Origin of the sequence: Serratia marcescens (genome assembly GCF_029846115.1) — a bacterium.
Lineage (GTDB): Bacteria > Pseudomonadota > Gammaproteobacteria > Enterobacterales > Enterobacteriaceae > Serratia > Serratia marcescens_L.
In genome coordinates this window covers 2,030,515-2,043,352 of the sequence record NZ_JARVZZ010000001.1, presented here as the reverse complement: position 1 = coordinate 2,043,352, position 12,838 = coordinate 2,030,515, and the positions used below count along the sequence as shown (strand labels likewise).

12 protein-coding genes are annotated in these 12,838 nt (G+C 59.4%); 6 read left to right on the top strand and 6 right to left on the bottom strand.

All coding sequences use genetic code 11. From position 1 onward, the window contains the following. Positions 1-23: 23 nt before the first annotated feature. Positions 24-575, bottom strand: coding sequence for an adenine phosphoribosyltransferase (gene apt, locus QDT79_RS09495; RefSeq protein ID WP_063991172.1), 552 nt, complete (start codon positions 573-575; stop codon positions 24-26). Positions 576-854: 279 nt separating this feature from the next. Beyond that, positions 855-1,235, bottom strand: coding sequence for a DUF454 family protein (locus QDT79_RS09490; RefSeq protein ID WP_063990990.1), 381 nt, complete (start codon positions 1,233-1,235; stop codon positions 855-857). 134 nt (positions 1,236-1,369) lie between these two features. On the opposite strand from QDT79_RS09490, the gene priC reads away from it, so the two are divergent. Beyond that, positions 1,370-1,906, top strand: coding sequence for a primosomal replication protein PriC (priC, locus tag QDT79_RS09485; RefSeq protein ID WP_033637350.1), 537 nt, complete (start codon positions 1,370-1,372; stop codon positions 1,904-1,906). A gap of 108 nt (positions 1,907-2,014) precedes the next feature. After that, a complete protein-coding gene (rsmS, locus tag QDT79_RS09480) occupies positions 2,015-2,194 on the top strand; it encodes a pleiotropic regulatory protein RsmS (RefSeq protein ID WP_016928837.1) in 180 nt (59 codons plus the stop codon). 41 nt (positions 2,195-2,235) lie between these two features. Here rsmS and mscK read toward each other — a convergent pair whose 3' ends face one another. The 3 genes from mscK to acrR all read right to left on the bottom strand — a co-directional run bounded on the left by mscK (position 2,236) and on the right by acrR (position 6,759). Continuing rightward, positions 2,236-5,619 (bottom strand): mechanosensitive channel MscK, encoded by a 3,384-nt coding sequence (gene mscK, locus QDT79_RS09475; RefSeq protein ID WP_308316430.1) that lies wholly within the window; start codon positions 5,617-5,619, stop codon positions 2,236-2,238. A 100-nt stretch (positions 5,620-5,719) separates the two neighbouring features. Then, entirely contained in the window at positions 5,720-6,073 is a 354-nt protein-coding gene (locus QDT79_RS09470; RefSeq protein ID WP_308316429.1) for a DsrE/DsrF/TusD sulfur relay family protein, read from the bottom strand. A gap of 11 nt (positions 6,074-6,084) precedes the next feature. Beyond that, the gene (acrR, locus tag QDT79_RS09465; RefSeq protein ID WP_063990987.1) at positions 6,085-6,759 is read right to left on the bottom strand and encodes a multidrug efflux transporter transcriptional repressor AcrR; all 675 of its coding nucleotides are present in this window, start codon (positions 6,757-6,759) and stop codon (positions 6,085-6,087) included. Between the two features lie 142 nt (positions 6,760-6,901). On the opposite strand from acrR, the gene sdeX reads away from it, so the two are divergent. The 4 genes from sdeX to ykgO all read left to right on the top strand — a co-directional run bounded on the left by sdeX (position 6,902) and on the right by ykgO (position 11,846). Beyond that, positions 6,902-8,089, top strand: a complete 1,188-nt coding sequence (gene sdeX / locus QDT79_RS09460) for a multidrug efflux RND transporter periplasmic adaptor subunit SdeX (RefSeq protein WP_063990986.1) — start codon at positions 6,902-6,904, stop codon at positions 8,087-8,089. Between the two features lie 17 nt (positions 8,090-8,106). After that, positions 8,107-11,253, top strand: coding sequence for a multidrug efflux RND transporter permease subunit SdeY (gene sdeY, locus QDT79_RS09455; protein WP_060423439.1), 3,147 nt, complete (start codon positions 8,107-8,109; stop codon positions 11,251-11,253). 185 nt (positions 11,254-11,438) lie between these two features. Next, positions 11,439-11,693, top strand: coding sequence for a type B 50S ribosomal protein L31 (locus QDT79_RS09450; protein ID WP_004940303.1), 255 nt, complete (start codon positions 11,439-11,441; stop codon positions 11,691-11,693). 12 nt (positions 11,694-11,705) lie between these two features. Then, the gene (gene ykgO / locus QDT79_RS09445) at positions 11,706-11,846 is read left to right on the top strand and encodes a type B 50S ribosomal protein L36 (RefSeq protein ID WP_004940304.1); all 141 of its coding nucleotides are present in this window, start codon (positions 11,706-11,708) and stop codon (positions 11,844-11,846) included. Positions 11,847-11,952: 106 nt separating this feature from the next. Here the strand turns inward: ykgO and QDT79_RS09440 are convergent, their stop codons facing one another. After that, complete coding sequence (locus QDT79_RS09440) at positions 11,953-12,831, bottom strand: metal ABC transporter substrate-binding protein (RefSeq protein WP_049199910.1); 879 nt, start codon at positions 12,829-12,831, stop codon at positions 11,953-11,955. Positions 12,832-12,838: the final 7 nt, after the last annotated feature.

The following is a 12,838-nucleotide window of genomic DNA, read 5'->3' as shown; positions in this document are numbered from 1 at the left end:
TGTGCCCAAGGGGCGTTGCCGCATCAATGGCCGGCGAAGTCCACCAGGCAGTAGCAGTCGATGCCCAGCTTGTTCAGACGCGCTTCCCCGCCCAAATCCGGCAGGTTGATGATGAACGCGGCGTCTTTCACTTCACCGCCCAGGCGGCGGATCAGTTTGGTGGTCGCTTCGATGGTGCCGCCGGTCGCCAGCAGATCGTCCACCACCAGCACTTTGTCACCCGCGGTGATGGCGTCGGTGTGGATCTCCAGCTTGTCGGTGCCGTACTCCAGCTCATAGCTTTCGCTGAGCGTGGCGCGCGGCAGTTTGCCCGGTTTGCGCACCGGCACGAAACCGACGCCCAATGCCAGCGCGACGGGCGCGCCGAACAGGAAACCACGCGCTTCGGTACCCACCACCTTGGTCACGCCCGCTTCGCGATAGCGCTCAACCAGCAGCTCGATGCTGGCGGCGTAGGCCAACGGGTGTTCCAGCAGGCTGGTCACGTCGCGGAACAGGATGCCCGGCTTCGGATAATCCGGGATGGTTTTGATACTGTCTTTAATAAACTGAAGCTGCTGCGCAGTAGCGGTCATAATTGTTGCCTGATAAAACTGCCTGAAAACCGGCGCGCCGCTCACCCACCGCCCTCGGGTGAAACACACCGGAGAAGAAATGGCAGGCGATCCGCGCACGAAAACGCCCAAATCTATGCAAACTGGCGGACAAATGCAACTCTCCCCTGCATCTTTCAACCCGCAGCGTTGCTGACCGCACGCATTCCCCCCCGGTCACTCACCTAAGTCAGCTCTTGGAGATGCCTGCGTTTGTCGCCTGGCTGCGGCTTGAAAGCTATTGGGGAGTTTAAGGGACAATCAGCGCTGTTTTTGTTGCGGCAGATCAATAACCGGCAGGCGCAGCATAAAGGTCAGCAAAATAGCCAGCATCAGCAGCAACAGCCCGCGCACCCACCAGATTTTCACCAGCCACAGCGAACAGGCGAAGGTGAGCACGATCACCAGCACTGCCTTCCACTTCGCCCCCGGCGGCAGCGCGCGATGCTGCTGCCAGTGGCGCAGGTAGGGGCCGAACCAGGAACGGTGCAGCAGCCAGTGATGAAAGCGCGGCGAAGAGCGGGCGAAGCACCAGGCGGCCAACAGCAGGAACGGCGTGGTCGGCAGCAGCGGCAGCACCACGCCCAACGTCGCCAGCACCACCGCCAGCCAGCCTAAAATGATCAATAACCCACGCGCCATGCGGCTCTTCGCTCCTCAATCGGTTGCCGCCTACTGTAGCATCGGCGCCGCGCAGGTGGAATATGCGTGCGGCGCTTGTTTCACGGCAGGATCGCGGGCAAGCTTACGCCAGTTGAAATCAAGAGGGAGCTTATGTGAGCACTCAGCGTCTATTACAGGTGTTGGCACAGCAGATCGCGGCGCTGGCGGCCGAAGTGACCCCGCGCGGCGACGCCCCGATCCCGCAGGCACGCTTCGACGCTGCCCTGTTCGCCAACCGCGGCACGCGGCTGCGCGACTATTTGGCCGAAGTGGAGAAGAATTTCGCCCAGTTGCAAAGCGCCGCCAACGACAGCCGCACCAGCCAGGTGGCCTTTCTGGCCGAAAAACTGGTGGCTCAGATCGCCGCCCTGCAGCGCGAGCTGGCAACCCAGGCGCTGCGGCGCAAGAACCAGCCGAAAGAAGCCCCCGAGGCCGATCTGTACCACAAGCTGGCCGAGCATCAGGACTACGAACGCCGGCTGATCGCCATGATTCAGGATCGGGAAAGCCTGCTCGGCCGCCAAACCACGCTGGCGGCGCAGCAGAAGCTGCAGCACGAGCTGGCGGCGTTGGAGGGGCGCCTGATGCGCTGCCGCCAAGCGCTGGCGCGCATCGAGCGCAATATCGAGCGCAAAGAAAACGGTTTTTGAAGATTTATCACAATATTTTAATGATTATTCCCGGTTGCGCGCCGGGTTCACTATACTCTGCCGGTACGCGAGTGATTCATCCCATTAATTAATATAAGCGCAGGTGCTATGTCTCTGGAAAACGCCTCACCCGAACTGCAGCTGGCGGTAGACTTGATTTACCTGCTGGAGTGCAACGAGATCGATCCGGCCACCGCGCTGGCGGCGCTGGATATCGTCAAACGGGATTATCAGGAAAAACTGCAGCGCGCCGGCGTCACCTCTCCCTATCTGCCTGCCGGACAGTAATCAGGGACAGCGACGCTGTCCCTTTCGTCTTTCAACGCTTATCAGCCCGCCGTCTGGCCGCCTTCATCCGGCGACAGCGTTCTTTTCACTTCCTGCACTTCGTTGCCCTGCTGGTTATGCAGATAGACCTCCAGCTGGTTGAAGGCGATGTCGATGTCGTTCTCCCGACACAAACGATCGATTGAGCGGTTCAGCTCGTCGACGGTGTAGCTGCGATCGCGCAGTTCGCGCACATACAGCCGCAGCTCATGATCCAGCGTGCTGGCGCCGAAATTGAGGAAGAACACCTGCGGTTCGGGATCGGTCATCACCCGCGGGTTGTCGTGCGCCGCCTGCAGCAGCACCTTTTTCACCTTGTCGAGATCGGAACCGTAGGCCACGCCCACCTTGATCAGCACGCGGGTGATGGTGTCCGACAGTGACCAGTTGATCAACCTCTCGGTGACGAACGCCTTGTTCGGAATGATCACCTCTTTGCGATCGAAGTCGGTAATGGTGGTGGCGCGAATGCGGATCTTGCTGACCGAACCGGAGAAGGTGCCGATGGTGATGGTATCGCCGATGCGGATCGGGCGTTCGAACAGAATGATCAGGCCGGAGACGAAGTTGGCGAAGATCTCCTGCAGGCCAAAGCCCAGCCCGACCGTCAGACCGGCGGCCAGCCATTGCAGTTTGTCCCAGGAAACGCCCAGCGATCCCAATGCGACCACTGCGCCCACGGCGGTGATCAGGTAAGTGAGCACGGTGGTGATGGCATAGGACGCACCCTGCCGCAGCTGCAGCCGCGACAGCACCACCACCTCCAGCAGACCGGGCAGGTTGCGGGTGAGCACATAGGCGACGATCACCGCGGCGAACGCCACCATCATGTTGCCCAACGTCACCGCCTGCGACACGCTGCTGCCCGCCACGGTGCTGGTGTAATGCCACAGCGTGATGCTGTCCAGGTAGGCGATGACCGTCACCAGATCCGACCAAATGGCGTAGAAGGCGCTGGCGAAGATAGCAAACAGCACCAGGGTGGTCAGGCGCAGCGACTGCTGGTTGATCTGATCGAGCGCCAGCGGCGGCTCTTCCACCACCGGCTCGCCGCCTTCGGCCCCCTCCTTCGCCACGTTTTGCCGCCGCGCCAACGCGCGCCGGTAGGCCAGGCGCCGCGCCGCCACGCTCAGGCCGCGCAGCGCGGTCAGATACACGATATTCCACAGGAAGAACAGATACAGGCTGTCTATCCAGCGGCTCGCCAGCCGCAGCGTGGTATAGAAGTAGCCGGCAAACATCAGCCCCAGCAGGATAAGCGGCGTGGCGGCGAGCGCGGTGACCACCACCAGCCGCACGGCGTGCGAGCCTTTTTCACGCCAGCTGTCGCGGCACAGCGGGAACACCAGCACCGTGAGCAGCGCCAGCGTCAACATCACCACGATCTGGCCGATGACGTCTTCCACCAGGCGCAGCGGCGCTTTTTCGCCCAAGACCGACCAGAAGATCAGCGGCTGCAGCGCCAGCCCCAGCCGCAGCGTCTGGCGGCGGTAATGCGCGCACAGGTTGGCGCCGAAGTTGAAATGCCGCTCGGCGATGCCGCCCGGTTTCAGCATGCGGTAGCTGAAGCCGAACACCAGCCACGACAACGCCAGCTGCTGCGACAGCGCCCAAATAAAGTCGCTGATGCCAAAATCCGCGCGATACATCCAGAAACCGACGCCGAGCAGCAGCGCGGCGCCGGGCAACACCTTCAGCAAGGTCAGCGCGATGGCCTTCGGCGTATGCAGTTGGCCGTCGCGTTTAAGCTGCCCCACGTCGTTGGCCAATTTTTGCAGATGGCCGTCGATCAGCCGATAGCGCCAGCGCAATAGCCCGATCGCCAGCAGCATCGGGATCAGGAACACCAGCGCATTCAAGCCGCCCTGCAATAGCTTGCCGCCGTCGAATTTGATATCGAGCCCGGCGAGCTGATCGCGCACCGCCTCCGGCATCGCCTTCAGCCACGCCAGATCGACCGGCTTGTTGCTGTTGACCCAGAAAATCTGCTGGGTCAGCGTATCCTGCAACGAACCGTAGACGCTGGTGAGCTGCTGCTGGTTGATCTGCAGGTTGATCGATAACGACAGCTGGTTGCTGAGCTGCTTGTTCAGCTGATCCAGCAGCTCGCGGCGCATGTCGATAATTTCCTTCAGCGCGTCGATCACTTCCGGGCCGGCCTTTTCCTTGCTTTCGGCCACCAGTTGGTTGATGTAATCCTCTCCCTTGAACAGATCGTCGCGTTGCTGATTGATATCGAACTGCTCCAGCCGCAGATCGGCGATGCGCGTGTCTATGTCCGCCAGCAGCGTGCCCTGCGGCAGGCTCTGCTGCTGCTGATACAGGATGCGCGACAGCACCAGGCTGCCCTTCAGCACCTGGATCTGCTCTTTCAGGTTACGTTCCGCCTGCAGACCGCGATCGAGCCAGTTTTTGACCCGAATATTCTGCTGGAACAGGGTGTTGCTCTCTTCGGTGGCGGCGATCAACTGCTGACTCAACTGGCGGTTGACGTCCAGCTGCTTGCTGACCAACTGATCGTGCTGGATATCGGTGGCGTCTTCCGGGTTCTGCGCCTCTTTGGCGGTTTTTTCAGACAGCGTCAGGCGCTTACTGTTGACGAGCTCCTGCAGCAGCTGCACCGACCGATCCAGCGCGTCGATATGCGCCGTGGTGTAATCGCGCTGTTTTTGCAGCAGATCTTGTAGCGTGGTGTTGGCTTCCAGACTCTTGCGCTGCAGCTCCAGCTGCGCGTTGAGCAGCGCCTGTTCGGTGTTCAGCATCACCTGCTGGCTGTTGCGCAGCGAATCTTGCCCCGGCGTCTGGCCGCTGAGCTGGCTGCGGATCTCCTGCAGGCGCTGCGAAGCGGCGTACATGGTGCTTTGCACCCGCTCGGGCTGGGTTTGCAGCGACACCAGTTGGCTGTTGTAAGTGGAGAGGCTCTCCTGCGCGCTTTGCAGCTCGTCGAGCGTTTGATACAGCCGGCTTTCCAGCTGGCGCAGCGACAGCGGCAACAGCGCGGCGCGCGCCGCCGCATTATCCACCGGCTGCTTCAGCGCATCCAGTTCGGCGGTGACCTGATTGAGCTTCGCCGGCGCCTGCTGCACCTGCTGTTTAAGCTGTGCGGTGTCCTGCCGGTTGCGCTCGATGGCGTCCAGCAGCTCCAGCGTGCGGGTCAAATCCTGCTGGGAGAGTTTTTCGACCGGCGTCAGGGCTTTTTGCTTGTTCAGCGTTTCCAGCTGGCTTTGCACGTCGCTGCGCTGCGGCAGATCGCCGTTCAGCGCCGCCTGCGCTGGCAAGCTGAGCACGCAAATCAGGAAAAGGAGTGTCGCGGCGGCGATACGCCGCCGGCATGCGCCGACAAACGTGAGCGGCGCCAGAAAAGGCAGAGTCAACCAGCGATGCATGATTTAGCTTCGGATCGGTTAAGAAGCCTGAAGATTATCACGATCGCCGGCGGGCAACGAACAACAAAAGCGTTGCCGGTGATGTCCCGTTGTCGCGAAATCAGAAAGTCAGCACTTTCTCCGCCGCCAGCGTCCATTGCGCCAGCTCGACCAGCGTGCCGATCGCCACGCCGTCCGCCAGCGGCAAGCGGCTGACGCCGCGCGCGTCGGCGCAGGTCTTGCACAGCTTGATCGGCACCTGCTGCGCGGTGAGGATCTCCAGCATCTGCTGCAGGTGATACCCTTCATGCGGCTGCTGCCCGGCCAGCCCGGCCACCACCGCATCGGACATCAGAAACAGCCGCAGATCGAGGCTGCTCTGCTGCTCTTTCAGCTCAATGGCCAGCCGCAGCGCATTGAACAAGGATTCATGGCCATAGGCGGCGCCATTGGCGATGAGAACGATGGATGACATGAAATTTCTCCTTATAAAGGAAGGCGGTCGGCGCCAGGCGTCGCCGCGTCGGGTTTGAGGCGCAAGGTGGGGCAAAACTGCAGCATCTCCAAAAACGCGTCCACCAGCGCTTCGGCTTCGGCCCGCAGATCGAAACTTTCCGGCATAAACAGCCAGTTTTCCATCAGGCCGGTGATATAACCGCGCAGGATGATCGCCGCACGGCGGGTATGTAAATCGGCGGGCAATTGCTCGTGGTGAATGCAGTTATACAGCACCGCTTCAATGCGTTCGTAGCCGGCGAGGTACAGCACCTTGCGCGAATCCAGCAGCGGCATCATTTCACCGACAAACTCGCATTTGTGGAATATAATTTCCATCAACGCCCGCCTACGGCCGTCTTCAACCGTAGACGTCAGAATGTAAATCAGAATTTCTCGGATAACCCGCAGTGGATTATCGGGAAACTTTGCCTGATACTCTGTTTCGAGCTGGTCAATTTTCGGCTCGGTAGATTCCCAAACTTCATTAAACAGGTCTACCTTATTCTTGAAGTGCCAGTAGATGGCTCCACGCGTAACCCCGGCAGCGGTGGCAATATCTGTCAGTGACGTTGCAGCAACGCCACGTTCAGAGAACTCTCTCACCGCAGCATCAAGGATTTGCTGTCGGGTTTCTTGCGCCTGCTGTTTGGTTTTTCGTGCCATGGCATTGTTATTTAGGGGGAGTGTGATTTACATACATTCGCGAATGTATGTACCATAGCACGCACATATAATTAACGCAGCAATGGGTTTTAAAGCTTGTGATCCATTGATCATTTTGAAATCGGACACTTGAGGTTTTTCTATGAACAAAAACAGAGGGTTAACGCCTCTGGCGGCCGTTCTGATGCTTTCAGGCAGCTTAGTGCTAACAGGATGTAACGATAAAGAAACCCAACAGCAAGGCGCCCAACAACAGGCTCCTGAAGTGGGCGTAGTCACCTTGAAGGCCGAGCCTCTCAACATCACTACCGATCTTCCTGGCCGCACCGCTGCGTATCGTATCGCCGAAGTTCGCCCTCAGGTCAGCGGCATCATCCTGAAGCGCAACTTCGTTGAAGGCAGCGATATCAAGGCCGGGACGTCTCTGTACCAAATCGATCCCGCCACTTATCAAGCCAGCTACGACAGCGCGAAAGGCGATTTGGCCAAAGCACAGGCCAGCGCTTCCATCGCACGCGTGACGGTAAACCGCTACAAGCCATTGCTGGGCACGAGCTACATCAGTAAACAGGACTACGACAACGCCGTCTCCACGCTGCAGCAGGCGGACGCCGCCGTGGTGGCCGCCAAGGCCGCCGTGGAAACCGCGCGCATCAACCTGGCGTACACCAAGGTGACCTCCCCGATCTCCGGCCGCATCGGCAAGTCCGCCGTGACCGAAGGCGCACTGGTCAGCAACGGCCAGGCAACCGCACTGTCTACCGTGCAGCAGCTGGATCCGATGTATGTCGACGTCACCCAGTCGAGCACCGACTTCCTGCGCCTGAAGCAAGAACTGGCCAGCGGCGCGCTGAAGCAGGAAAACGGCAAGGCCAAAGTGAAACTGATGCTGGAAAACGGCACCGAATACGCGCAGGAAGGCACGCTGGAGTTCTCCGATGTCACCGTCGATGAGACCACCGGCTCCATCACCATTCGCGCTTTGTTCCCTAACCCGAACGATACGCTGTTGCCGGGCATGTTCGTACGCGCCCGTCTGGACGAAGGCGTGCGCAGCGATGCGCTGCTGGTACCTCAGCAAGGCGTTACCCGCAACCCGCGTGGCGACGCGACGGCGTTGGTGGTAGGGGCAGACGACAAAGTTGAGCTGCGCACGCTGAAGGCAGACCAGGCGATTGGCGACAAATGGCTGGTTACCGATGGCCTGAAAGCCGGCGATCGCGTGATCGTCACCGGCCTGATGAAAGTGCATCCGGGCGCGCAGGTAAAAGTGCAGGAAGTTGACACTCAGGCGCAAAAACAGCCGCAGTCTGAAGCGCAGAAGTCATAAAAAGGAGCCTGTAATACATGGCTAAGTTCTTTATAGACCGCCCAATTTTCGCCTGGGTAATCGCCATTATCGTCATGTTGGCGGGGGTGCTTGCAATAATGAAACTGCCTATCGCGCAGTATCCCACTATTGCACCGCCGGCGGTGAGTATTTCCGCCAACTACCCGGGCGCAGATGCCAAAACGGTGCAGGATACCGTCACGCAGATTATCGAACAGAACATGAACGGTATCGATAACCTGATGTACATGTCCTCCACCAGTGATTCCTCTGGTAGCGTCACCATTACCCTGACGTTTGATTCCGGCACCGATCCTGACATCGCGCAGGTTCAGGTCCAGAACAAACTGTCGTTGGCCACTCCGTTGCTGCCGCAAGAAGTTCAGCAACAGGGCCTGAAAGTAGAAAAATCCAGCAGCAGCTTCCTGATGGTGGCCGGCTTCGTTTCCGACGATCCGAACATGACTCAGGACGATATTGCGGACTACGTGGCGTCCAACATCAAGGACCCGATCAGCCGTTCGTCCGGCGTGGGTGAAGTGCAGCTGTTCGGTGCCCAGTACGCGATGCGTATCTGGCTGGATCCGAACAAGCTGAACAACTACCAGCTGACGACTACGGACGTGACCTCCGCCATCACCGAGCAGAACAACCAGATCGCCGCAGGCCAGCTGGGCGGCCTGCCGCCGGTGCCGGGGCAGCAGTTGAACGCCTCGATCATCGCGCAGACCCGTCTGACTTCGCCGGAAGAGTTCGGCAAGATCCTGCTGAAGGTGAATACCGACGGTTCCCAGGTGCGCCTGCGCGACGTCGCTCACATCGAGCGCGGCGCGGAAAGCTACGCGGTTACGGCTCGCTATAACGGTAAGCCTGCCGCCGGTCTGGGTATCAAACTGGCTACCGGTGCCAACGCACTGAACACCGCCAAAGGTGTGAAAGACGAGTTGGCCAAGATGGCGCCATTCTTCCCGCAAGGGATGAAAGTGGTTTATCCGTACGACACCACCCCGTTCGTTAAAATCTCCATCAACGAAGTGGTGAAAACGCTGATCGAAGCCATCATCCTGGTATTCCTGGTGATGTATCTGTTCCTGCAGAACTTCCGCGCGACGCTGATCCCAACCATCGCGGTGCCGGTGGTACTGCTGGGGACCTTTGCGATCCTTGCGGCGTTCGGCTTCTCGATAAACACCCTGACGATGTTCGGCATGGTGTTGGCGATCGGCCTGCTGGTGGATGACGCCATCGTGGTGGTGGAAAACGTCGAGCGCGTCATGTCCGAAGAGGGGCTGCCGCCGAAAGAAGCGACCCGCAAATCGATGGGCCAGATCCAGGGCGCGTTGGTGGGTATCGCCATGGTGCTGTCGGCGGTATTCGTGCCGATGGCGTTCTTCGGCGGTTCAACCGGCGCCATCTATCGCCAGTTCTCGATCACCATCGTGTCCGCGATGGCGCTGTCGGTGCTGGTGGCCTTGATCCTGACGCCGGCGCTGTGCGCCACCATGCTCAAACCGATCCCGAAAGGCGATCACGGGGTTAAAACAGGCTTCTTCGGCTGGTTTAACCGCATGTTCGAGAAGAGCACGCATCACTATACCGACAGCGTGGGCAATATCCTGCGCAGCACCGGTCGCTACCTGATCATCTACCTGCTGATCGTGGTTGGCATGGGCCTGCTGTTCCTGCGCCTGCCTTCCTCGTTCCTGCCGGACGAAGATCAGGGCATCCTGTTGACCATGGTGCAGTTGCCTGCCGGCGCCACCGAGTCCCGTACCAACAAAGTGCTGGAAGAAGTCTCCGACTACTTCCTGAACAAGGAAAAGGACAACGTGGTTTCGGTGTTTACCGTCGCGGGCTTCGGCTTCAACGGTAACGGCCAGAACAACGGCCTGGCATTCGTCAGCCTGAAAGACTGGGGTGAGCGCCCAGGGGCAGGGAACAAGGTCGAGGCGATCGCAGGCCGTGCCATGGGCGCGTTCTCGCAGATTAAAGAAGGCCTGGTGTTCCCGTTCAACCTGCCGGCGATTATCGAACTCGGTACCGCAACCGGCTTCGACTTCGAGCTGATTGACCAGGGCGGCCTGGGGCACGAGAAACTGACCGAAGCGCGTAACCAGCTGTTGGGCATGGTTGCTCAGCACCCGGACGTGCTGGTGGGCGTGCGCCCGAACGGCCTGGAAGATACGCCGCAGTTCAAACTGATCGTCGATCAGGAGAAAGCCAAGGCGTTGGGCGTCAGCATCACTACCATCAACAGCACGCTGAGCACCGCACTGGGTGGCTCGTACGTCAACGACTTCATCGACCGCGGTCGTGTGAAGAAGGTGTACGTACAGGCCGAGGCGCCGTTCCGTATGCTGCCGGAAGACATCAACAAGTGGTACGTGCGCGGTACCAGCGGCCAGATGGTGCCATTCTCCGCCTTCTCTTCGGCGAAGTGGGAATACGGCTCACCGCGTCTGGAACGCTATAACGGCTTGCCGTCGATGGAAATTCTGGGCCAGGCCGCACCGGGCAAGAGTACCGGTGAAGCGATGAACCTGATGGAACAGCTGGCGTCCAAACTGCCAAGCGGCATCGGTTACGACTGGACCGGCATGTCCTATCAGGAACGTCTGTCGGGCAACCAGGCGCCGGCGCTGTATGCCATCTCGATTCTGGTGGTGTTCCTGTGTCTGGCGGCACTGTATGAAAGCTGGTCTGTGCCGTTCTCGGTCATGCTGGTATTGCCGCTGGGGGTTATCGGTGCGTTGCTGGCCGCGACGATGCGCGGCATGAACAACGACGTGTACTTCCAGGTGGGGCTGCTGACCACCATAGGTCTGTCGGCGAAGAACGCCATCCTGATCGTGGAATTCGCCAAAGACCTGATGGAGAAAGAAGGCAAAGGCCTGATCGAAGCGACGTTGGAAGCGGTGCGTATGCGTCTGCGTCCAATCCTCATGACGTCTCTGGCCTTCATCCTCGGGGTTCTGCCGCTGGTTATCAGCAGCGGTGCGGGCTCCGGCGCACAGAACGCGGTAGGTACCGGCGTAATGGGCGGGATGATCACCGCCACCGTCTTGGCGATCTTCTTCGTACCGGTGTTCTTCGTGGTGGTTCGCCGCCGCTTCAGCAAGAAGAACGAGGACCTGGAACACAGCCATCCGGTAGAGCACCACTGATCGCTCAGTGATATGAGCTCCACCCGATAATCGAAAGGCCGCGCATGCGGCCTTTTTCTTTTGCTTCAGCTGCTTAATGCAAACCGTTCTCATTAATTCACTCTTGTGTGCAATTTGCGCTTGATCGCGATGCCAGGTCGGCGCATAATTACTGTTATAGTATAACATTACATGAGAGAGCCATTATGAAACCCGGCATCCATCCCGATTACCGCACCGTGGTGTTCCACGACGTCAGCGCCAACGCCTACTTCAAAGTGGGATCGACCATCAAAACCGATCGCACCATCGAACTGGACGGCGAAAGCTGGCCGTATGTCACCCTTGACGTCTCTTCCGCTTCGCATCCGTATTACACCGGCAAGCAGAAAGACTATTCCAAAGAAGGCAGCACGGCGCGCTTCCAGCAGCGCTTTGGCCGCTTTATCGGCAATAAGTAACAAGGAAATCCCATGCAGGTATTGAGTTCATTGCGTTCGGCGAAAAATCGCCACCCGGATTGCAAAGTCGTGCGTCGTCGTGGCCGCATCTATGTGATCTGTAAAAGCAATCCGCGATTCAAAGCGGTACAGGGACGTAAGAAAAAGCGTTAACTCCCCAGTGTCATCTGTCGCCAAGCCCCGTTGCTGCTCAACGGGGCTTTTTTTATGGCGAGAAAGTGCCTGCAAGCCGTCCCCCGCCGGCAGGCGGGGGCAGAGATTACTTCATGCTGCTCAGCAGCGCGTCGACATTGTGCTTGAACGCCTGCTCATAGGTGGCCGCCGGGCCGCCCGCGCGGGAGAGCGCTTCAGGGTACAGCTCGCCGCCCGCCTTGGCGCCGGTGGCGGCGGCAATCTGTTTCACCAGCCGCGGATCGGTCTGATTTTCGATAAAGTAAGCGTTAACCTTTTCCTGTTTGATCTGCTTGATCAGGCCCGCCACGTCGCTGGCGCTGGCTTCGGCCTCGGTGGAAAATCCGACCGGGGCAAGGAAGGTGACGCCATACTCTTGCCCAAAGTAGCCAAAAGCGTCATGGCTGGTCAGCACCTTACGTTTCTGTGGCGGCACTGCGGCGAACTGGGTTTTGGCCCACAGGTCCAGCTTTTGCAACTGCTGAATGTATTCGGCTCCGCGCTGGCGAAAATAGTTGGCATCCTCGGGGTCGGCGGCAATCAGGGCGTTCATCACGTTGGTGGCGTACTGCACGCCGTTTTTCATGCTGTTCCAGGCATGGGGATCGGTAATCGGTTTGCCGTCCTCCTCCATCTGGCGGGTGCTGATCCCCTGTGAAGCGGTGATTACCTGCCCTTTATAACCCGAAGCGCTGACCAGGCGATCGATCCACCCTTCCAGCCCCAGGCCGCTGACGAACACCACATCAGCCTGAGCCAGCTTCTTGCCGTCCTGCGGCGAAGGTTCGAAACTGTGCGGATCGCCATCCGGCCCCACCAGCGTGCTGACCTTGACGTGATCGCCACCCACCTGTTTGACGATATCGCCCAGAATGGAAAAGCTGGCGACGGCGTCGACGGTCTTCGCCATCGCCCATGGGCTGGCCAGCAGAGCAGCAACCGCCAGCGATATAGGTAAACGTTTCATACTTTCT

What these genes read in the sequence shown, in the direction of transcription:
- ykgO (WP_004940304.1), top strand. Translation starts at nt 11,706, where the DNA reads ATGCAGGTATTGAGTTCATTGCGTTCGGCGAAAAATCGCCACCCGGAT.
- QDT79_RS09440 (WP_049199910.1), bottom strand. Translation starts at nt 12,831, where the DNA reads ATGAAACGTTTACCTATATCGCTGGCGGTTGCTGCTCTGCTGGCCAGC.
- QDT79_RS09490 (WP_063990990.1), bottom strand. Translation starts at nt 1,235, where the DNA reads ATGGCGCGTGGGTTATTGATCATTTTAGGCTGGCTGGCGGTGGTGCTG.
- sdeX (WP_063990986.1), top strand. Translation starts at nt 6,902, where the DNA reads ATGAACAAAAACAGAGGGTTAACGCCTCTGGCGGCCGTTCTGATGCTT.
- rsmS (WP_016928837.1), top strand. Translation starts at nt 2,015, where the DNA reads ATGTCTCTGGAAAACGCCTCACCCGAACTGCAGCTGGCGGTAGACTTG.
- QDT79_RS09470 (WP_308316429.1), bottom strand. Translation starts at nt 6,073, where the DNA reads ATGTCATCCATCGTTCTCATCGCCAATGGCGCCGCCTATGGCCATGAA.
- mscK (WP_308316430.1), bottom strand. Translation starts at nt 5,619, where the DNA reads ATGCATCGCTGGTTGACTCTGCCTTTTCTGGCGCCGCTCACGTTTGTC.
- QDT79_RS09450 (WP_004940303.1), top strand. Translation starts at nt 11,439, where the DNA reads ATGAAACCCGGCATCCATCCCGATTACCGCACCGTGGTGTTCCACGAC.
- apt (WP_063991172.1), bottom strand. Translation starts at nt 575, where the DNA reads ATGACCGCTACTGCGCAGCAGCTTCAGTTTATTAAAGACAGTATCAAA.
- sdeY (WP_060423439.1), top strand. Translation starts at nt 8,107, where the DNA reads ATGGCTAAGTTCTTTATAGACCGCCCAATTTTCGCCTGGGTAATCGCC.
- acrR (WP_063990987.1), bottom strand. Translation starts at nt 6,759, where the DNA reads ATGGCACGAAAAACCAAACAGCAGGCGCAAGAAACCCGACAGCAAATC.